Genomic DNA, 21,670 nt, shown 5'->3' on the forward strand with positions numbered 1-21,670 from the left:
ACTTCGTTGTGTGCACGACCTGACGAACCTGGCAAGACCCCGGAAAGAGAACCACCCCATGCGCATCAAAAGCCCAGCCCAGCTCGTCGCCGAAGCCGGCGCAGACCGCGAGGGCCACGGCCTCAAACGCACCATGGGCCTCTTCCAGCTGGTCTGCTTCGGCGTCGGCGCCATCGTCGGCACCGGCATCTTCGTCGGCCTCTCCGACAGCGTCGCCGAAGCCGGCCCGGCCGTCGTCGTCTCCTTCGTCCTCGCCGCGATCACCTGCGTCTTCACCGCGTTCTCCTTCGCCGAGCTGGGCAGCGCGATCCCGGTGTCCGGCTCCTCCTACTCCTTCGCCTACGCCACCCTCGGCGAACGCGTCGCCTTCCTCACCGGCTGGTGCCTGCTCCTGGAGTACGGCGTGTCCGTCTCCGCCGTCTCCGTCGGCTGGGGCCAGTACCTGAACGAACTCCTCGGCAGCCTCACCGGCCATCAGCTGCCCGCCGCCCTCTCCAGCCCGCCCGGCGACGGCGGCATCGTCAACATCCCCGCCGTCGTCGTGATCCTGCTCGCCGCCCTGCTGCTCGTCCGCGGCATCCGCGAGTCCGCCCGCGCCACCGCCGTCATGGCCGTCGTCAAACTCGCGGTCCTCGTCCTCTTCTGCGCCGTCGCGTTCACCGCGTACCGGTCGGACAACCTCTCCCCGTTCGCCCCGCACGAGCTGACCGGCATCACCTCCGGCGCCTCCCTCGCCTTCTTCTCCTACATCGGCTTCGACGCCATCACCACCGCCGGCGAAGAGGTGAAGAACCCGCGCCGCACCATCCCCCTCGCGATCATGACCTGCATCGGCATCGTCACCCTGCTCTACTGCACCGTCGCGCTCGCCGCCATCGGCGCCATGTCCGCCGACGACGTCGCCGACCGGCCCGCCGCCCTCTCCCTCATCGTCGACAAGGTCACCGGCTCCGCCGTCGGCGGCGCAGCCATCGCCTTCGGCGCGGTCGTCGCCATCGCCTCGGTCGTCCTCGCCGTGATGTACGGGCAGACCCGGATCCTGATGTCGATGTCCCGCGACGGACTCGTTCCGCGCACCTTCCAGCGGATCTCCCCGCGCACCGCGACCCCCGTCGCCAACACCTGGATCGTCGCCGCCGTCTTCGCCGTCCCGGCCGCCGTCGTCCCCCTCGACGTCGTGATGAACCTGACGACCATCGGCACGCTCGCCGTCATGGCCGTCGTCAACATCGCCGTGATCGCCCTGCGCCGCCGCCACCCCGGTACCAAGACCGCGTTCCGCGTGCCGCTGTTCCCCGTCAGCCCCGTCCTGGGCGTGCTGTTCTGCCTCTACCTGATGTGGGGCACCGGGTGGACGACATGGGTCCAGTTCGCGGTCTTCCTGACCGCCGGCGCGGCCGTGTACGCGCTCTACGGCCGCCGCAATTCGCGCCTCGCGGGCACGGACGGCGCGGGCAGCCCCTCGGACAGCCCCCGCGACACAGCCGCCGAGCTTGTACGCTGACATTTCCTGACGGGCCAAGGCCCTTCGACGGAACTGCCCAGGGGGGAGCAGAGGCGTCATGCACGGCCGGGGTGGTCTGGCCGCCGGACGCGTCGCGGAGATCATCGTGACGCAGCGGACCGGCGGCCGGCGGCGGGGGAGCGGCTACCTCGTGCGTAGCGGAGTCGTCCTCACAGCGGCACACGTCATCGACGAGGCGGCCGACGTCCTCGTACGCTTCGACGCCGACCAGCCGGGCGAGCGGACCCGCACAGCCCGCATCCTCTGGTCCCACACCCCGTCGGACATGGCGCTGCTCGGTGTCGCGGGCGAAGACACCGACGAGACGGTCCTCCTGGGCCGGATCGCGGAGCGCGACGCGGTCCTGCGCTGCACGACACTGGGATTTCCCCGGTTCAAGCTCCGCGACGACACCGACGGCAGCGGCACCACGTACCGCGACACCTGCCACGCCGAGGGCACGGCACCCGTGCTGTCCAACCGGCGCGAGGGCACCCTCGAACTCATCGTGGCGCCACCCGAGCACGAGCAGGACACCGCGCACTCACCGTGGGAGGGCATGTCCGGAGCACCCGTGTGCAGCGGCGGCCGGCTCATCGGCATCGTCGGCCTCCACCACGCCTGCGACGGCCCCGGCCGGCTCGCCGTGCTCCGCGCCGACCGCTGGGCGGACGGGCTCGGCGAGGACGACCTGAACCGGCTCCAGGAGCTGCTGGGGCAGCCCGTCCGCCCCCAGGCCCTCCACGACGTACTCCCCGCAGGCCCGGGCGATGTCGTCCGCAACGCCTACCGGGCGCAGGTCAAGGACATCGCCCCTCCCGAACTCATCGGGAGACAGGACGAGTTCGCCGAGATCGTCGCGTTCTGCGCCGGGGACGACCCCTACCAGTGGTGGCAGGCCCCACCCTGGGCAGGGAAGACCGCACTCGCCGCATGGCTCGCCCTGCATCCTCCGGCCGGCGTCGTCCCCGTGTCGTTCTTCGTCACCCGCCGGCTCGCCGGCCAGGCCGACAGCGACGCCTTCTCCGACGCGCTGATCGACCAGCTGGCGCCGCTGGCCGAATCGCCCGCCACCACCGTCGGCAGCCGTGACACCTATCGCCGCCTGCTGATCGAGGAGGCCGCCCAGCGGCTCGACGAACGCGGCGAGCGGCTGCTGCTCGTCGTCGACGGACTGGACGAGGACGAGTCGGCCTCGACCGGCAGCGGCTGCCCCAGCATCGCCTCACTCCTGCCCCCTCGGCCCCCGGACAACCTCCGCGTACTGCTGACGAGCCGCCCGCACCCCGGAGTGCCGTCCGACGTCCCGGCCTCGCACCCACTGCGCCACTGCACCACCCGCGCCCTGGAGACCAGCGCGTTCGCCCAGCACACGCGCAACGAGGCCCGCGAAGAGCTGTACCGGGCGCTGCGCGGCGGCGACGACGTCCAGCGCGAGATCGTCGGCTTCGTCACGGCCGCGCAGGGCGGTCTGACCCTGCGTGACCTGGAAGAGCTCACCCGACGTCTCCCGTACGAACTGCAGATGTGCCTCGGCGGCACCTTCGGCAGAAGCCTCGCCACCCGGTCCAGAGGTCCGGGCGCCGCCGGCGGATCCGACCGGGACGACCGCGGCTATCTCTTCGCCCACGAGACGCTGCGCGAGGAGGCCGACCAGGCTCTCGGGACGGGAGTCGACGAGTATCTGGAGCGGCTGCACACCTGGGCCGACGGCTACCGCGACCGGGGATGGCCGCGGCAGACCCCCCGGTATCTGCTCCAGGCGTACGGGCGGGTCGTGGAGCAGAAGTGCCCGGGCGCCCGCCGGCATGTGGACCTCGTCGTCGACACCCGGCGCCAGGCACGACTGCGCGAAGCCACCGGCGCCGACGGGGCCGCCCTCAGGGAGATCACCTCGGCCCGTGCCGCGGTGGCCGGCTCGGACCGGGACGACGACCTGTGGTCCGCCGCGCTGCTCGCCTTCTCCGACACCTGCCTGACGGCCCGCAACGCCGCGCTGCCACCCGGATTACCGGTGCTGTGGGCCGCACTGGGCAAGAGCGGCAAGGCCGTCGCGCAGGCCCGGTGCATCCCGGACGACCACGACCGGGGCCGGGCGCTGGCGGGTGTCGCCCGGCACCTGCTGAGTACCGACCTCGATCGCGCGCTCGAACTCGCCGATGAGGCCGGCCGGCTGCTCGGCGAAGCGGACCCGCCCGGCCGCGGATCACCGGCGGAGTACCGGGACCCGGCGGAGTACCGGGACCTGGCGGTGGTCCGGGCCGTCGCCGGTGAGTATGCCCAGGCACTCAACACGGCCCTCGGGATTCTGGACCCCCGTGAACGGGCCGTCGCCCTGATCCAGGCCCTCAGACATGTGCCGTTGGACGAACGAGGCACCTTCGCGGGGGTGGCGGAGCGGCTCGCGGCGGCCCAGACCGGGGACGGAGCCGACCGGGCCGCACTCCTCGCGGTCAGCGGTCTCGCCTGGTGGGGGACCGACCGAGCGCGGTGCGAAGCACTGCTGGGACGGGCGGTCCGGTGGAACGGCCAGGGCGATCCGGCGCTCGCACCCGCCGCGGCCATGGTCGCCCTGCTGCTTGCGAGAGTGCGGCCGAAGTACGCCCGGAACCTGGCGAAGCGTGCGGCAGCCGCGGCGACAACGGGGTGGTTCGCCGCCAGGGACGAACTCATGGCCGCGCAGGCGCTCGCGCGTTGTGGTGACTTCGACGAAGCGTGGGCGGTCGCCAGGCGCATGAACTACTTCACACAGGCGGCAGTGCAGGGGGCGCTGGTCAGGGAGTCGGCGGCGCAAGGCAGAGCATTCCTCGGCCCCGTGACGGCTGCGCTCGCGTACGACGTGATGAACATGGAGCGGACCCGTGGGCTCGTCGAACACGGAAAGCCGGAGGAGGCCCTGGCAGCGCTCGCCGTCCTCCCGCGGCCGCTGCGGCGTGAAGCGGAGGCATTGTGCGGCCTCGCCCTGGTGCACCGGGACCCCGAGGCGGCCGAGGGCATCGCCCTGGAGCTGGAGCGCAGCACATACGCCAGCTCCGACCTGCCGGAGAAGGAGCACGCGGTGGCTGCCATCTCGATGATGCTGGCCGACAGCGGCGACCTGGCCCCGGCGGAGCGGCTCGCTCACTCCCTGCCGGCCAGGGACGCCAAGGCCGCCGTGCTGAACCACCTGGCACTGGCGGTGGCCGGCAACGATCCGCGGCAGGCCGTGGCGCTCGCGCAGGACGCCCGGCGCACGATCGAATACGGCGCAGAGCGCGATGTGGACGGAACGGTCTCGCGCTACGACACGGGGTACTGGCACCGGCTCATCGGGGCCGTCCAGGCGCTGACCTGTGCGGGGGACGTGCAGTCCGCGTGGGACATAGCCCACGACTTCCAGGACAGGAGGCACCGGGCCGACGCGTTCTCCGTGCTGGCGGCGGTGGTGGCCGGCAGCGGGCCGGACGGGCGGCACTGGCATGACCGGGCCATGCTCCAGATCCAGGACCTGGCCGAGGAGATCAAGCGGGACGACGACCCCTGGCTGACGTACCACTACGAGGACCTGGCCGATCTCGGCAGCCCCGACGGGCTGTTCCTCCAGCTCTCGGAGGCGATCGCACACGGTGGGCAACTGCCGGACGGTGAGCGCGAGGCACTGGCGGAGCTCGCCGTACCGCTGGCCGACGAGGGCCTGCTGGAGGCCGAACTCGGGGCCGCGGCTCTGGTGGCTCTGCGAGACGGCGATCCGGGCGCCTCGGCCGGCCTGCAGGCATCCATCGTGAAGTGGGAGGGCGAGTGCGCCGAACTGGCCTGCGCGTTCGCCGCGCTCGGGGATCTCGGTGAAGGCATGCGACTGGCCCGGGGACAGGGCGGGCCGGGGGCTCGTGACGGCAAGCGGCGCAAGGCGGTAGCCCAGGACGAGGCGCTCGCGGTGATCGCCGCGCTCGCCGCGGGAGTCGATCTGTCGAGAACGGAAGTACTCGGCAGCGCTCCGGGCGAGGGGGAACTCCAGGGACTGCGTCGCATTCTGGCCTGCGGGCCGGGCCGGTGGGATCCGCGGCAGACGTGCGCTCAGGACCGTCCCACCGCTCGGGCCGCGGTGCGCGAGGTACTGGGAACCGGCGCCTGGTTCCTCGTCCTGCGCGCCCTGGCCGTACTCGCCCCGGACGGCGCGAGCCGGCTGGGGAGGCTGGCCCTGACCCAGGTGGAGGCCGAGCAGCCCGCCGGCTCCGCGCAGGACGTCGCGCGGGAAGCGTGAACCGGACCGCCTTGCCGTGAGCGGTGGGGCGGTGGGGCGGTGGCCACAAGCGGAGCCGAGGGCGCGGACCAGCAGCGGTCGGTAGCAGTCCGTGCCGTGCTCCCGCCCACGGGTCCGGTGGGCGGTCGCCGGGGGCGGGGGCGGGGGCGGCGGGAAGGGCCCCGTGGGCTCCGGGCACGGCAGGTTCCGTTCTCGCGGGTCCCCCCACAGCGCCCGCACCAGCCAGGCCACCCGTATCGCGCACTCGTGACGGAAGTCACGCACAAGTGATAACTTCGTAAGGGAGGCATTAGCCGGCAGGCTGAAGGAGGCCGCGCCCATGAGCCCCTTTACCAGCTCCGCACCCCACACCGAGCAATGGCGCCACATCCGGCTGACCAGGCAGGACGGCGTCGCCACCGTCACCCTCGACCGGCCGGAGAAACTCAACGCGCTCACCTTCGGCGCCTACGCCGACCTGCGCGACCTGCTCGCCGAACTGTCCCGGGAACGGTCCGTACGGGCACTCGTCCTCGGCGGAGAAGGCCGCGGCTTCTGCTCCGGCGGCGACGTCGACGACATCATCGGCGCCACACTCGCCATGGACACCGCCCAGCTCCTCGACTTCAACCGGATGACCGGACAAGTCGTACGCGCCCTGCGCGAATGCCCCTTCCCGGTGATCGCCGCCGTACACGGCGTCGCCGCCGGAGCAGGCGCCGTACTCGCCCTCGCGGCCGACTTCCGCATCGCCGACCCCTCCGCCCGGTTCGCGTTCCTCTTCACCAAAGTGGGACTCTCCGGCGGCGACATGGGCGCGGCATACCTGCTGCCGCGCGTCGTCGGCCTCGGCCACGCCACCCGGCTGCTCATGCTCGGCGAACCCGTCCGGGCCACCGAAGCCGAACGCATCGGCCTCATCAGCGAACTGACCGAGGAAGGCCAGGCCCACACCGCGGCCGCCGCCCTCGCCCGCCGACTCGCCGCAGGCCCCGCCCTCGCCTACGCCCAGACGAAGGCCCTGCTCACCGCCGAACTGGACATGCCGCTCGCCGCCTCCGTCGAACTCGACGCCGCGACGCAGGCCCTGCTCATGAACGGCGAGGACTACGCGGAGTTCCATGCCGCGTTCACCGAAAAGCGCACCCCGAAATGGCAAGGGCGATGACCATGCCGGCCCACCCCGGGGAGTCTCCCGGCCCCCTCCACCCCCTGCCCGCACAGGCCCCCCGCACCCCCAGCACCGCCCGCGCCCCCCGCACCCCGCTTCGTATTGCCGTCATCGGCGGCGGCCCCGGCGGCCTGTACGCCGCCGCGCTGCTCAAACGGCTCGACCCCACACGTGACATTGCACTGTGGGAGCGCAATGCCCCGGACGACACCTTCGGCTTCGGAGTCGTCCTCTCCGACGAAACCCTCGGCGGCATCGAGCACGCCGACCCCACCGTCTACCGCGCCCTCCAGGACGAGTTCGTCCGCTGGGACGACATCGACATCGTCCACCGCGGCCACACCCTCACCTCCGGCGGCCACGGCTTCGCCGCACTCGGCCGCCGCCGCCTCCTGGAAATCCTCCACGACCGCTGCGCCTCCCTCGGCGTACGGCTCCACTTCCGCACACCGGCCCCGCCCGCAGCCGAACTCAACGCCACCCACGACCTCGTCATCGCCGCCGACGGCGTACACAGCCCCACCCGCGCCGCACACGCCGACGTCTTCGCGCCCCGCATCACCACCCACCGCTGCCGCTACATCTGGCTCGCCGCCGACTTCGCCTTCGACGCCTTCCGCTTCGAGATCGCCGAAACCGAGCACGGTGTGATGCAACTCCACGGCTACCCCTACTCACCCGACGCCTCCACCGTCATCGTCGAGATGCGGGAGGAGGTCTGGCGGGCCGCCGGGCTCGACGAGTGCGACGAACAGCAGTCGGCCGAACGCTGCGCCAAGATCTTCGCCGACGCCCTCGGCGGCCGGCCGCTGCGCGGCAACACCTCCGCCTGGACCGCCTTCCGCACCGTCGTCAACGACCACTGGGCGCACGGAAACACCGTGCTCCTCGGCGACGCCGCGCACACCGCCCACTTCTCCATCGGCTCCGGCACCAAACTCGCCGTCGAGGACGCGCTCGCCCTCGCCGCCTGCATCGAGGAGCAGCCCACGCTCCCCGAGGCCCTCGCGGCGTACGAGACCGAGCGCCGGCCCGTCGTCGAGTCGACGCAGCGCGCGGCCTCCGCCAGCCTGCGCTGGTTCGAAGAGCTGGCCACCTACCTCGACCAGCCCCCACGCCAGTTCGCCTTCAACCTCCTCACCCGCAGCCGCCGTGTCACCCACGACAATCTGCGGCTGCGCGACCCCGCGTTCACCGCGTCCGTCGAACAGGACTTCGGCTGCCCGGCCGGCACCCCGCCGATGTTCACACCCCTGAAGCTGCGCGGACTGACCCTGCGCAACCGCGTCGTCGTCTCACCCATGGACATGTACCGTGCCGACGACGGAATCCCCGGCGACTTCCACCTCGTCCACCTCGGCGCCCGCGCCCTCGGCGGAGCCGGGCTCGTCATGACCGAGATGGTCTGCGTCAGCGCCGAAGGCCGTATCACCCCCGGCTGCACCGGCCTCTACACCACCCAACAGGCCGACGCCTGGCGCCGCATCACCGACTTCGTCCACACCCAGGCACCCGGCACCGCCATAGGCGTCCAACTCGGCCACTCCGGCCGCAAAGGCTCCACCCGCCTCATGTGGGAAGGCATCGACCAGCCCCTGCCCGACGGCAACTGGCCCCTCGTCGCCGCCTCACCACTCCCGTACCGGCCCGGCATCAACCAGATCCCCCACCAACTCGACCAGGCCGGACTCCGCACCATCCGCGAACAGTTCGCCGCCGCGGCACACCGCGCCGTGCACAGCGGATTCGACCTCCTCGAACTCCACTGCGCCCACGGCTACCTCCTCTCCGGCTTCCTCTCCCCCCTCACCAACCACCGCACCGACGCGTACGGAGGCACCCTCGCCGCCCGGCTGCGCTTCCCCCTCGAGGTGTTCGACACCGTCCGCGACATCTGGCCCGCCGACAAGCCGATGACCGTCCGGATCTCCGCCACCGACTGGGCCCCCGGCGGCACCACCGCCGAGGACGCCATCGACATCGCCCGCGCCTTCGCCGCACACGGCGCCGACGCCATCGACGTCTCCACCGGGCAGGTCGTCCCCGACGAACACCCCGAATACGGCCGCTCCTACCAGACCCCCTACGCCGACCGGATCCGCAACACCCTCCACATCCCCGTCATCGCCGTCGGCGCCATCTCCTCCTGGGACGACGTCAACTCCCTGCTCCTCGCGGGCCGCGCCGACCTCTGCGCCCTCGCCCGCCCCCACCTCTACGACCCCCACTGGACCCTCCACGCCGCCGCCGACCAGAACTACACCGGCCCCGCCGCCCCCTGGCCCCCGCCCTACCGCGCCGGCAGCCGCACACCACCCACCGGCCGCACCGACGCACCCCGACCACGGCTCACTCTTCCGTCATGAACCCCGCACCCGCGTCCCGCAGCCGCTTGTGCAGCCCCGCGAACACCGCCGCCGAACGACCACCCGGCCACCCGGCCGGAAGCAGCTCCTGCGGCAGACCCGGATCCGCATACGGCAGCCGCCGCCACGAATCCAGCGCCAGCAGATAGTCACGGTAGGCCTCCTCGGCCGGAGTGCCGGCGCGCGACTCCCACGACCGCAGGACCGGGCCGTGCACGTCCAGGAACTCCTCGTGCTGCTTCGCGATCGCCGCCAGATCCCACCAGCGCGCCACCGCCTCCGCCGTCGCGACGAACCCCAGATGCTCACCCCGGAAAAGATCCACATACGGATCCAGCTGCAGCCGCTGCAACGTATGACGGGTCTCCTCGTAAAAGCGAGCCGGAGCGATCCACACACCGGGCGCGGCCGTACCGAAACCCAGCCGACCCAGCCGCGAGCGCAGCAGATGACGCTTGTGCCGCTCCGCCTCCGGCACCGAGAACACCGCCAGCACCCAGCCGTCCGACAGCCTCGACGCCCGGTGGCCGTAGATACGCTCGTCACCGTCGTCGAGGAGCTGACGCGCATCGGCCGACAGGGCGTAACCCGCCGCCCCCGACGCCGTACGCTCCGGAACCAGCAGCCCACGACGCTTCAGCCGGGAAACCGACGAGCGCACCGACGGCGCGTCCACACCGACCGCACCCAGCAGACGGATCAGCTCCGCCACCGCAAGCGAACCTGCCCTCTCGCGTCCGTACGCGCCGTACAGGGTGACAATCAGGGAACGGGGAGTGTGCTGCTCGGCCACGTGATCACTCTAGGGCCCGCAACCTGAACCGCTGGAGCTTGCCCGTCGGGGTACGGGGCAGCGCGTCGACGAAGACGATCACACGCGGGCACTTGTACGGCACCAGACGCGACGTGACGAAGTCCCGCAGCACCCCGGCCGTCCGCTCACCACGCACCACACCGTCGCGCACCACGACATACGCCGCCACGATCTGGCCACGCAACTCGTCGGGGCGGCCGACCACCGCCGCCTCCATCACATCGGGATGATCCAGCAGCGCGTCCTCCACCTCCGGACCCGCGATGTTGTACCCCGCCGAGATGATCATGTCGTCGGCCCGGGCGACATAACGGAACCACCCGTCCGGCTCGCGTACATACGTGTCACCCGTGAAATTCCAGCCGCCCCGCACATACACGCCCTGCCGCGGATCCGACAGATAGCGACAGCCCACCGGCCCGCGCACAGCCAGCAGCCCCGGCTCACCGTCGGGCACCGGCTCCCCGGACCCCCCGTCGACCACCCGCGCCTCCCACCCCGGCACCGGCACCCCCGTCGTCCCCGGCCGGATCTCCTCATCGGCGGCCGAGATGAAAATGTGCAGCAGCTCCGTCGCGCCGATGCCGTTGATCAGACGCAGCCCGGTCCGCTCGAACCACGCCCGCCAGGTCGCCGCCGGCAGATTCTCCCCCGCCGACACACACCGCCGCAGCGACGTCACGTCGTACCCGGCCACATCGTCCAGCATCACCCGGTACGCCGTCGGCGCGGTGAACAGCACCGACACACGATGCTCGGCGATCGCCGGCAGCAACTGCTTGGGGCCCGCCTGCTCCAGCAGCAGCGCCGACGCGCCCGCCCGCAACGGAAAGATCACCAGCCCGCCCAGCCCGAAAGTGAAACCGAGCGGCGGACTGCCCGCGAAGACATCGTCGGGCGTCGGCCGCAGCACCATCGCCGAGAACGTGTCGGCAACGGCCAGCACGTCCCGGTGGAAATGCATGCACCCCTTGGGCCGCCCCGTCGTACCGCTCGTGAAGGCGATCAGCGCAACATCGTCGGCCGCCGTCTCCACCGCCCGGAACGACGACGGCGCCCCCTCCATGAGCCGCACCAGGTCGTCCGGCGCATCCCCGCCGAACACCGTGATCCGCAGCCCGGCCACCTCCGCCTTCACCAGATCGTCCACCGTGCGGACGTCACACAGAGCATGTGTGACCCGTGCCATGTCACACATGACGGCGAGCTCCCGGGCACGCTGCTGCGCAAGGACGGTCACCGCCACCGCGCCCGCCTTCATCACCGCCAGCCAGCACGCCGCCAGCCATGGCGTGGTCGGCCCACGCAACAGCACCCGATTGCCGGGCACCACACCCAGCTCGCCGGTCAGTACATGCGCGATCCGGTCGACCCGCTCACGCAGCTCGCCGTACGTCCACACGCCACCCGACCCGTCACGGAACGCGGCCCGGTCGGGTCCGTACCGCCCGACCGTCCCGTCCAGCAGCTCCGCCCCGCAGTTGAGCCGCTCCGGATAGCGCAGCCCGGGCAGCCCGGGCACATCGAAAAGCAACTCGGGCCACTGCTCCACGGGCGGCAGATGGTCGCGCGTGAACGTGTCGCGGTGAGCCGAAGGTGTCAGCTCCATGTTCGCCCCCTAGTCGTGGTGGGGTCGCGCATCGAGCGTATCGCCAAGGTGACGACAGTCAACACTCCGCGATACCCTGCCTTCCCGGGGACACCTGCACGTGCGGCTCCTCCGCACGACCCCGAACCCCCGACCGCAGGAAATGGGGGCACGGATGCCCGTATTCTCGCTCGATCCGGCACAAACCGCCTGGTGCTCAGAACTGCGCACCCTGGCCGCCGAACGGCTGCGCCCCCTCGCGGAAAAGGGCGAACCCGGCCGCGTCAACCGCCCCCTCGTCGCCGCCCTCGGCGAACTCGGCCTGCTCAAACGGCTCTTCGACGCCGGAGCGCTCGACCTGTGCCTGCTACGGGAATCCCTCGCCTACGGCTGCACGGAAGCCGAAACCGCACTCGCACTCCAGGGCCTCGGCACCTACCCACTCGTCCAGGCGGGCACCGGCGCACAGCGCACCCGATGGCTCCCCGAAGTCATCACCGGCCGGGCCGTCGCCGCCTTCGCACTCAGCGAGCCCGACGCCGGCTCCGACGCGGCCGCCCTCACCCTCGAAGCCGCACCGGACAGCGACGGCTGGCGCCTCACCGGCGAGAAACGCTGGATCTCCAACGCCCCCGAAGCCGACTTCTGCACCGTCTTCGCCCGAACGGGTGAGGCCCCCGGAGCCCGGGGCATCACCGCCTTCCTCGTCCCCGCCGACCGCCCCGGCCTCACCGGCAGCCCCCTGGAGATGCTCTCCCCGCACCCCATCGGCGCGCTCACCTTCGACGCGGTGCCCGTCACCCGCGACGACGTCCTCGGCGAACCTGGCAGCGGCTTCCGGGTCGCCATGAACACCCTCAACCTCTTCCGCCCCAGCGTCGGCGCCTTCGCCATCGGCATGGCACAGGCCGCACTCGACGCCACACTCGCCCACACGACCCGCCGCACCGCCTTCGGCGGGCCGCTGAAGAACCTCCAGGCCGTCTCCCACCAGGCCGCCGAAATGGCCACCAGGACCGAGGCCGCACGGCTACTCGTCTACGCCGCGGCCTGCGCCTACGACAACGACGCCCCGGACGTGCCGCAACGCTCCGCCATGGCCAAACTGTTCGCCACCGAAACCGCCCAGTACGTCGTCGACACAGCAGTTCAACTGCACGGGGCCCGCGCCCTCCAGCGCGGCCATCTCCTCGAACACCTCTACCGCGAGGTCCGCGCCCCACGCATCTACGAAGGCGCCAGCGAGGTGCAGCGCAGCATCATCGCCAAGGAGCTGTACGCCCGGACCGGCACCGAGACTCAGAAGGACGCCGACATGCGGAAGGACGCCGACACCCGATGAGCCTGGAACGCATCAACCCGCCCGGGCTGTCCCCGGCCAGCGGCTTCTCGCACGCCGTCGCCGCGACCGGATCCAGGCTGGTCTTCCTGGCCGGACAGACCGCGCTCGACGCCGACGGCAAGGTGACCGGGACCGGGCTCGTCGACCAGTTCGAGACAGCCCTCGCCAATCTCCTCGCCGCCCTCGCCGCGACCGGCGGCACCCCCCACGACCTCGCCCGCGTCACCGTCTACGCCACCGACATCGCCGACTACCGGGCCCACACCGCCGAACTCGGCCGCATCTGGCGCCGGCTCGCAGGCCGCGACTACCCCGCGATGGCGGTCATCGGCGCCGTACGCCTCTGGGACGAACAGGCACTCGTCGAACTGGACGGGATCGCCGTACTGCCGTGACACATCTGCACGGACACGTGACATTGCACGCCTGCACGGACACGTGACATTGCACGGGCATGCGGCACTGCACGCTCACCCGTCCAGCAGCGCGCCCATCCACTCCTCGATGGCATCCGGCGTACGCGGCAGCGCATCCGACATCAGCCGCGCGCCGTCCGCCGTGACGACCAGGTCGTCCTCGATCCGTACGCCGATACCGCGCAGCTCCGCGGGGAGCGTCTCGTCGTCGGGCTGGAGGTAGAGGCCCGGCTCGACGGTCAGGACCTGGCCCTCCTCCAGCACACCGTCGAGGTACGTCTCGGCGCGGGCCTTCGAGCAGTCGTGCACGTCGAGGCCGAGCATATGGCCGCTGCTGCACAGGGTGTAGCGGCGGTGGAGGTCGCCCTCGGCGTTCTTGAGGACCCCCCAGCCGGCCAGTCCTTCGGCGATCACCCGCATGCCGGCCCGGTGGAAGTCCCGGAAGCTCGCGCCTGGCCTGAGCGCCGCCATCCCCGCCTCCTGGGCGGCGAGAACGAGTTCGTACACCTGGCGCTGCACGGGGGAGAAGCGGCCGGAGAGCGGCAGGGTGCGGGTGATGTCGGCGGTGTAGAGGGTGTCGGTCTCCACGCCGGCGTCGAGCAGCAGCAGCTCCGACGGGTCGAGGCGGCCGTCGTTGCGTATCCAGTGCAGTACGCAGGCGTGCGCGCCGGACGCGGCGATCGTCTCGTAGCCGGTGCCGTTGCCCTCCAGCCGGGCGCGCAGCCCGAAGACGCCCTCGATGCAGCGCTCGCCGCGCGGGTGGGCGAGGGCGCGGGGGAGAGCGCGTACGACGTCCTCGAAGCCGGCGGTGGTGTGGTCGACGGCGAGCTGCAGCTGCTCGACCTCCCAGGAGTCCTTCACGAGACGCAGCTCGGACAGGGCCGTGGCCAGCTCGGGGTCGGTCGCGGCATTGCGACCCGGCGGCAACCGGCCGAGGTCGTCGAGGTGTGCGCAGCGGATGCCGGTCAGTTGCTCGGCCTCGGCGACATCGGGGCGGCGGCCGACCCAGAACTCGCCGTAGCGACGGTCCCGGTAGAACTCGTCGTCACCGCCGCTGCCACGGACCGACCTCGGCCGTAGATAGAGCACGGGCTCATGGCCGCCCGGCCCCGACGGCTCCAGGACGAGCACATGGCCCGGTTGGTCCTCGCCGGTCAGCCCGGTCAGCCAAGCGTAGGCGCTGTGCGGCCGGAAGCGGTGGTCGCAGTCGTTCGAGCGGACCTTCAACTCCCCGGCGGGGACGAGCAGTCGCTCACCGGGGAAGCGCGCCGACAGACGGGCGCGACGGGCCGGAGTGACGGCATGGGCCGGGACGCGGGCATCGGCGGGCAGGGGAGAGGCCGCCCAGCCGCTGCCCATGAACGCGGCCAGCTCCGCTGAGACGGGGAGGTCATGACTTCCGGTGTTGAGGCGCGGCGGGGTGCCGGACATCGCGACTCCTTGGTGACGGATATGCGTTGAGGGGTTGTCAGTGCAATTTCACATTACTATGTTACGGGTCACATCGCGCCCGCCGATACGGCCAAACGGCCAATCCCCATACACACCACGGCGCTTCGCGATGACCGCACCGCTGCCACACCTCAGCCACCTCCCACACACAGGAGCTTTCGGTGTCCCAGCCCAGATCCGTGCTGTCCAGATCCGCGCGTACACCCCTGCTCGCCGCAGCCGTCGCCGTCACCCTCCTCGCCCCGCTCGGGCAGACCGCCCGGGCGTCCGGTACGCAAGCGACGACGCCCACGTCCTCCACCGTCCCCGCCGCCTTCGCCGCCCGGCCGGGCCAGGCCGCCGCCGCAACCACGGGCGCTCCGCACGCCGAGAATCCCTTCGACGAGGTCGAGCGCCTCGCCAGGGCTCCCAAGCCGACCGCCGGACCGGCCCCGGCCCCCGGCGAGTTGGCCGAAGGCCGTACCCCCGGCCGGCAGGGCCCCAGGAAGAGCGATGCCGCCCGCGATGCCGCTCTTCGCGCCGCCGGAGTCCCCTGCACCCTCGACGGCGTCACCCGTCTCGGCCCGGAGCAGCTCGCCGACTTCCTCGCCGACCCGGCCGTCACCGCCGACGGCTGTCTCAGCGGCCTCATATGGACCTGGGACGCCCGGCTCGCGCCGATCATGTCGGACGACCACGTCCAGGCCGTCGGCCGGCGGATCTCCTCGCTCGCCGCCCGCCACGACGGCCGCAACAGCACGCACCTGCTGGAGATGTTCACCTATCTCCACGCCGTCGCGTACCACGACTTCTCGCGCCCCGAGATCGACATCACCGACGTCCCGACCACCGAGGTACTGCGCCGGGCCATCAACGACTTCGGCACCGCCGCCCGTACCTTCGACGTCACCCGCACCAACGCCGAGACCCTGCGCGAGGCGCTCTACACCGCCAGCGCTCCCGGCCTGCGGCACAGCCAGCTCAGGCTCATCCAGAAGGTCCTGGCCACGATGGACAGGTACCACCCGGGCCAGTACGACAACGCCTCCTGGGGCGGCGCGGCCCTGGCCGCCCTCTCCGTCAACTACCTCGGCATCTACCCCGGCAACCGCGACACCGCGTTCCACAACGTGGTCACGCAGAACGCCTCGTACCGGGCCGCCTTCAGGGCGTTCGCCGGCCACACCCACCTCAAGGGCACCGTCAACGAATGGGTCGTGCGCGACGCGCTCAGCGAGTACGGCCGCTTCGGCCAGGTCGACGCCCTCAAGGCGCAGACCGTGCCTGACCTCGGCGCCCTGCTGCCCGTCACGCGCACCAACTTCGGCAACGGCAGCCGCCCCTGGGCCTCGCTCGTCTCCTGGCTGAACTTCTACGAGGCCTGCAAGCCGTACGCAGTGTGCAAGGACGACATCGAGCGGCAGATCTTCCCGTACATGTACACCTACGACAAGGGCGCCATCAAGGTCCGCACCGCACTGGACCGCGCCACCGTCGACCAGCTCTACTACGCGAGCAAGCAGGTCAAGGCGCAGTTCCACCGGGTACTCGGCGCCGAGCAGCCACTCGCCGGCGACACCAACACCTCACTGAACATCGTGCTGTACGCCTCCCGCGCCGACTACGAGGTCTACCACCCGATCCTCACCGGCATGGGCACCAACAACGGCGGCATCTACATCGAGCGCGGCGCCACCTTCTACACCTATCAGCGCCGCGTTCCGCAGGACTCCTCGCTCACCCTCGAGGAACTCTTCCGGCACGAGTACGTCCACTACCTCAACGGCCGCTGGGCGGTGCCCGGATACTTCGGCGAAGGTCCCTGGTACACCGGCGACCGCACCACCGCGATGGACGAGGGCACCGCGGAGTTCTTCGACGGCGCCACCCGCGACGACGGTATCGCCGTCCGCAAGTCCCTGGTCAAGGGGATCATCAGGGACACCGCGGGCGGCGGTCCGCGGATGACCGTGAACCAGCTGCTGCACGCCACCTATGACGGGGACGGCTTCCGCTTCTACAACTACGCGGGCACGTTCTTCGAGTTCCTGTGGACGCAGCGGCCCTCCCTGCTCCGCGAGATGTACGGCTATCTGCGGGCCGACGACCCGGCGGGCTTCGACGCCTGGCGCAGCCGGCTCGGCGGCGATGCGGGGCTTCAGCGCGCGTACGACACGTTCCTCGACGCGCAGATCGCCAAGGCCGACGAGCTGTTCGTGCCCAACACGACGTACACACCCAACGCCCAGCTCAAGGACGCCTCGCTGGACGCCGTCCGCTCGTCCTTCTTCTCCGCGACGCACTCCGACCCGGCCTGTGCGGAGGGCGGCGAACCGGGCAAGCGGCGTTTCACCTGCACCGGCAGGATCACCGCGAACCTCTCCGACGCCGGCAGCCCGGACCTCGTCTTCAAGGACATGTCCGAGACGGTCGACTACTTCATCCTCGACCGGGCCGGCGCCGCGTCCAACAACCTCGCCGACATGAACTGCTCCTTCGGGCCGGTCGAGATCTGGACCAACGGCCGGGCCGGCACCTCGTCCTACAGCTGTGAGGGACCGCTGCGCAGCTGACTGTGGTTTCCGGCGATTCCCTTCCCCGGACACATGGCAATGTGACATATTACTGCCGTGCCCAACAGACACCCCGTGGATGCCGTCATCGTCGGCGCCGGCGTTGTCGGAGCGGCTTGCGCCTACTACGCGAGCCGGGCCGGACTCGCCGTCGCCGTCGTCGACCGCGGCTCCGTCGCCGGCGGCACCACCGGTGCCGGGGAAGGCAATCTGCTCGTCTCCGACAAGGAGGCGGGGCCCGAGCTCGATCTCGCGCTGCTGTCCACCCGACTCTGGCGCGAACTCGCCCAAGCGCTCCCACCGGAGACCGAGTACGAGCCCAAGGGCGGTCTCGTCGTGGCGCCCGACGAGGCCGCCCTCACCGCACTGCGCGACTTCGCCGCACGGCAGCGGAAAGCGGGCGTCGAGGCGCACGACATCCCCGCCGACCGGCTCCACGACCTCGAACCCCACCTCGCGCACGGCCTCGCCGGCGGCTTCCACTACCCACAGGACGCCCAGGTCCAGCCCGCCCAGGCAGCCGCCCAACTACTACGAGCAGCACAAAGATCGGGCGCCATCGTCAGACTCGGCGAGGAGGTCACCGGCATCCTCACCGCACCGCACGGCGCCATCCGCGGCATCCGCACCCCCCGCGGCGAGCTCCTCGCCCCCGCCGTCGTCAACGCCACCGGCACCTGGGGCGCCGCCCTCGCCCGCCTCGCCGGCACCGAACTGCCCGTCCTCCCGCGCCGCGGCTTCGTCCTGGTCACCGAGCCGCTGCCACGCGTCGTACGCCACAAGGTGTACGCCGCCGACTACATCGCCGACGTCGCCAGCGGCTCCGCCGCCCTCCAGTCCTCCGCCGTCGTCGAGGGCACACCCTCGGGCCCCGTCCTGATCGGCGCGACCCGCGAACGCGTCGGCTTCGACCGGCGCCTGTCCACCGACGCACTGCGCCGGCTCGCCGGCCAGGCCGTCGCCCTCTTCCCCGCCCTGGCGGACGTACGGGTGATGCGCACCTACCACGGCTTCCGGCCCTACCTTCCTGATCACCTTCCCGCCATCGGGCCCGACCCACGAGTCCCCGGGCTCTTCCACGCCTGCGGCCACGAAGGCGCGGGCATCGGACTCGCCCCGGCAACCGGACTGCTGATCGCCGCCGCGCTGTCCGGTCAACAGCCGGCCCTGGACCCGCGGCCGTTCGGACCGGAACGCTTCGACACGCCACGCCCCGGCGTACCAGGCCCCGACGAGGCAGGAGCAGCGCAGTGACGAGAACACCGGCTTCCCTGGTACGGGCGGAGCCCGGCCCCCCGTACGAGATCACCTTCGACGGACGCCCGATCAGCGCGCTGCCCGGACAGAGCATCGCCGCCGCACTCTGGTCCGCGGGCATCCTCGCCTGGCGCACCACCCGCGACACGGGCGAGCCCCGCGGAGCGTTCTGCGGCATCGGAGCCTGCTACGACTGCCTCGCCACCGTCAACGGCCGCCCCAACCAACGCGCCTGTATGGTCCCGGCCCGCCCGGGCGACGCGATCACCACCCAGAAGGGCACCGGTCATGACGAACTCGCCGTCTGACCCTGCGGCGCCGGCCTGCTCCGAGCTGGCCGTCGTCGGGGCCGGCCCCGCCGGGCTCGCGGCCGCCGTCACCGCCGCGGATCTCGGGCTGTATGTGACATTGCTCGACGCGGGGGAGCAGCCCGGCGGACAGTACTACCGGCATCCCGCACCCGGCCTGCGGGCCACGCGCCCCGAAGCCCTGCACCACCGCTGGCGGTCGTTCACCGACCGGGTACGCAGGCTCCGCGCCCATGAGGAGACGGGCCGCATCCGGCACCTGCCCGGGCACCACGTCTGGACGGTCCTGCCGCAGGAGGCGCCCGACGCCCGGGAACCGGACGCCACGCCCGGCTTCCGCCTGCACGCCGTCGCAGGAGCCGACGAGCACGCGGTCACCGTCCGGGCCCGCGCGGTACTCCTGGCCACCGGAGCATACGAGCGCCAACTGCCTTTCCCTGGCTGGACCCTGCCGGGAGTCGTGGGGGCCGGCGGTGCGCAGGCCATGCTCAAGGCCGGTCTCGTGCTCCCCGGCAGCCGAGTCGTCGTCGCGGGCAGCGGCCCCCTGCTGCTCGCCGTCGCCGGATCGCTCGCATCCGCCGGGGCCACGGTGCCCGCAGTCGTCGAAGCCGCTGCCTACACGGCGTACGCACGTCAACTCCAGGCCCTCGTACGCAACCCCGGCAAGCTCACCGAGGGCGCCGTGCACGGCGGCACGCTGCTCAGGCACGGCGTACGGCTGCTCACCCGGCACGCGGTCACCGCAGCCCACGGCGCGAGCCGCGTCGAAGCCGTGACCGTCGCCCGGCTCGACCACGACTGGCGGCCCGTACCCGGCAGCGGGCGGCGCATCCCGTGCGACGCGCTCGCCGTCGGCCACGGACTCGTCCCGCAGCTGGAACTCGCCACCGGCCTCGGCTGCGCCACCCGCCGGTCGTCCGACGGCACCCTCGCCCTCGATCTCGACGGCGAGCAGCGCACCTCCGTCCCCGGTGTCTGGTCGGCGGGGGAGACCGGGGGAATCGGCGGAGCCGAACTCGCTCTGGCGGAAGGCGAACTGGCCGCGGCATCCATCGCGCACACCATCCAGGGCACTGCGCCGCCCCGGCGCCGCACGGGGATGCTGACCGCCCGTCGCGACCGGCTGCGCGCCTTCGCCGACGCGATGGCGGCCGCCCACCGCCCGGGACCGGGCTGGGCCGACTGGCTCGACGACTCCACTCCCGTGTGCCGGTGCGAGGAGGTACCGGCCGGGCGGATCCGGGAGGCTGTCGGCGAGCTCGGCGCGCACGACGCCCGCACCGTCAAGCTGCTGACCCGCGCCGGAATGGGCTGGTGCCAGGGGCGGATGTGCGGGCCCGCCGTGGCATGCCTGGCCGGCGAGGAGCCCGCCCCGGACCGGCGGCCCCTGTCCTGCCCGGTGCCGCTGAACCTCCTCGCCCACCTGCCGGCCCCGGTGCACGGCCCGGCCGGACCGCCCGATTCGACAGGACCGCACGGCCCGGCCGCATAGCCGCCGGCTCGCCGGCCCGCCCGAGCGGTCACCGACGACCCGTCAGGCGCCCGCTCCCGTGGCAAGGTCTGCCCTTGTCGCGACAGCACACCGGCTAGTAAAATGTCACACCGCACTCTAGGAGTCTTTATGGCACCCGCATCCCGCACGCGCCCCTGGCACGGCATCATGGTCGCCACCGCCCTGCCCCTGCGTGACGACCTCTCCATCGACTACGACGCCTATGCCGGCCATGTCGCCTGGCTTATCGAGAACGGCTGCGACGGCGTCGTCCCCAACGGTTCCCTCGGCGAGTACCAGACCCTCACCGACGAAGAGCGCGCCCGCGTCGTCCGTACCGCCGTCGAGGCCGCGGGCGACGGAGACCGGGTGATGCCGGGCGTCGCGGCCTACGGCAGCGCCGATGCCCGCCGCTGGGCCGACCAGGCCGCCGAGGCCGGCGCCGGATCCGTCCTCCTCCTGCCGCCCAACGCCTACCGGGCCGACGACGACACCGTCGCCGCCCATTACGCCGAGGTCGCACGCGCCGGCCTGCCGGTCGTCGCCTACAACAACCCGTACGACACCAAGGTCGACCTCACCCCCGCCCTGCTCGCCCGCCTCCACAGCGAGCACAGCATCGTCGCCGTCAAGGAGTTCAGCGGCGATGTCCGCCGTGCGTACGAGATTGCCGAACTCTCTCCGGGACTGGACCTGCTGATCGGCGCCGACGACGTCCTGCTCGAACTCGCCGTGGCCGGCGCCGTCGGCTGGATCGCCGGCTACCCGAACGCCCTGCCCGAGTCGTGCGTCACGCTCTACCGGGCCGCGGCAGCCGGCGACCTGGAGACCGCGCTGCCGCTCTACAAGTCCCTGCATCCGCTGCTGCGCTGGGACTCGAAGGCCGAGTTCGTGCAGGCCATCAAGCTGTCCATGGACCTGGCCGGCCGCCCCGGCGGTCCGACCCGCCCGCCGCGCTCCCCGCTCACCGCGGCCCAGGAGGCAACCGTGCGCGCCGCCACCGAGAAGGCACTCGCCGACGGCCACAGGTAAGGGGCACACGCAACGACCGCACGAGGCGCGGCACAGCAACGGCCGCACGCAGCGGCCACAGGAAACGGTCACAGGCAACGGTCACAGGAAACGGTCACAAGTGGCGGGCCACACATCACGAGCCACAAGTGGACCGAGGGCACCAAGTACACAGCAG

At 71.8% G+C, this 21,670-nt stretch carries 14 protein-coding genes; 11 read left to right on the plus strand and 3 right to left on the minus strand.

Annotated features, from left to right (window positions below; translation table 11 throughout):
- Positions 1–58 precede the first annotated feature (58 nt).
- The 4 genes from ACWGI8_RS06955 to ACWGI8_RS06970 all read left to right on the plus strand — a co-directional run bounded on the left by ACWGI8_RS06955 (position 59) and on the right by ACWGI8_RS06970 (position 9,260).
- On the plus strand, positions 59–1,504 hold the full coding sequence (locus ACWGI8_RS06955; protein ID WP_453659069.1) for an amino acid permease: 1,446 nt from the start codon (positions 59–61) through the stop codon (positions 1,502–1,504).
- 58 nt (positions 1,505–1,562) lie between these two features.
- On the plus strand, positions 1,563–5,744 hold the full coding sequence (locus ACWGI8_RS06960; RefSeq protein ID WP_453659070.1) for a trypsin-like peptidase domain-containing protein: 4,182 nt from the start codon (positions 1,563–1,565) through the stop codon (positions 5,742–5,744).
- Between the two features lie 319 nt (positions 5,745–6,063).
- Complete coding sequence (locus ACWGI8_RS06965; protein WP_453659071.1) at positions 6,064–6,891, plus strand: enoyl-CoA hydratase family protein; 828 nt, start codon at positions 6,064–6,066, stop codon at positions 6,889–6,891.
- Positions 6,888–9,260 carry a bifunctional salicylyl-CoA 5-hydroxylase/oxidoreductase gene (locus tag ACWGI8_RS06970; protein ID WP_453659072.1) on the plus strand — a complete coding sequence of 791 codons (2,373 nt, stop codon included), beginning with the start codon at positions 6,888–6,890 and terminating at the stop codon, positions 9,258–9,260. Before ACWGI8_RS06965 ends, ACWGI8_RS06970 begins: the two co-directional genes overlap by 4 nt.
- Here ACWGI8_RS06970 and ACWGI8_RS06975 read toward each other — a convergent pair.
- Positions 9,244–10,053 carry a PaaX family transcriptional regulator gene (locus ACWGI8_RS06975; RefSeq protein ID WP_453659073.1) on the minus strand — a complete coding sequence of 270 codons (810 nt, stop codon included), beginning with the start codon at positions 10,051–10,053 and terminating at the stop codon, positions 9,244–9,246. The two genes, ACWGI8_RS06970 and ACWGI8_RS06975, sit on opposite strands and share 17 nt — an antisense overlap.
- 4 nt (positions 10,054–10,057) lie before the next feature.
- Positions 10,058–11,683, minus strand: a complete 1,626-nt coding sequence (locus ACWGI8_RS06980; RefSeq protein ID WP_453659074.1) for an AMP-binding protein — start codon at positions 11,681–11,683, stop codon at positions 10,058–10,060.
- Between the two features lie 154 nt (positions 11,684–11,837).
- Here ACWGI8_RS06980 and ACWGI8_RS06985 point away from each other — a divergent pair, with 154 nt between their 5' ends.
- Positions 11,838–13,004, plus strand: a complete 1,167-nt coding sequence (locus ACWGI8_RS06985; RefSeq protein WP_453659075.1) for an acyl-CoA dehydrogenase family protein — start codon at positions 11,838–11,840, stop codon at positions 13,002–13,004.
- On the plus strand, positions 13,001–13,399 hold the full coding sequence (locus ACWGI8_RS06990; protein ID WP_453659076.1) for a RidA family protein: 399 nt from the start codon (positions 13,001–13,003) through the stop codon (positions 13,397–13,399). The genes ACWGI8_RS06985 and ACWGI8_RS06990 overlap by 4 nt, the downstream gene beginning before the upstream one ends.
- A 75-nt stretch (positions 13,400–13,474) precedes the next feature.
- On the opposite strand, the gene ACWGI8_RS06995 is transcribed toward ACWGI8_RS06990, so the two are convergent.
- On the minus strand, positions 13,475–14,851 hold the full coding sequence (locus ACWGI8_RS06995; RefSeq protein WP_453659077.1) for an aminopeptidase P family protein: 1,377 nt from the start codon (positions 14,849–14,851) through the stop codon (positions 13,475–13,477).
- A 182-nt stretch (positions 14,852–15,033) separates the two neighbouring features.
- On the opposite strand from ACWGI8_RS06995, the gene ACWGI8_RS07000 reads away from it, so the two are divergent.
- From ACWGI8_RS07000 to ACWGI8_RS07020, 5 genes are all read left to right on the plus strand, one after another.
- A complete protein-coding gene (locus tag ACWGI8_RS07000; RefSeq protein ID WP_453659078.1) occupies positions 15,034–17,424 on the plus strand; it encodes a collagenase in 2,391 nt (796 codons plus the stop codon).
- A gap of 57 nt (positions 17,425–17,481) precedes the next feature.
- Positions 17,482–18,678, plus strand: a complete 1,197-nt coding sequence (locus tag ACWGI8_RS07005) for an NAD(P)/FAD-dependent oxidoreductase (RefSeq protein WP_453659079.1) — start codon at positions 17,482–17,484, stop codon at positions 18,676–18,678.
- A complete protein-coding gene (locus tag ACWGI8_RS07010) occupies positions 18,675–18,989 on the plus strand; it encodes a (2Fe-2S)-binding protein (RefSeq protein ID WP_453659080.1) in 315 nt (104 codons plus the stop codon). Before ACWGI8_RS07005 ends, ACWGI8_RS07010 begins: the two co-directional genes overlap by 4 nt.
- Entirely contained in the window at positions 18,970–20,481 is a 1,512-nt protein-coding gene (locus tag ACWGI8_RS07015) for an FAD/NAD(P)-dependent oxidoreductase (protein ID WP_453659081.1), read from the plus strand. Before ACWGI8_RS07010 ends, ACWGI8_RS07015 begins: the two co-directional genes overlap by 20 nt.
- Before the next feature lie 129 nt (positions 20,482–20,610).
- Positions 20,611–21,513 carry a dihydrodipicolinate synthase family protein gene (locus tag ACWGI8_RS07020; RefSeq protein WP_453659082.1) on the plus strand — a complete coding sequence of 301 codons (903 nt, stop codon included), beginning with the start codon at positions 20,611–20,613 and terminating at the stop codon, positions 21,511–21,513.
- The last annotated feature ends 157 nt before the right edge of the window (positions 21,514–21,670 follow it).

It is taken from the genome of Streptomyces sp. NPDC054841, from assembly GCF_053611045.1.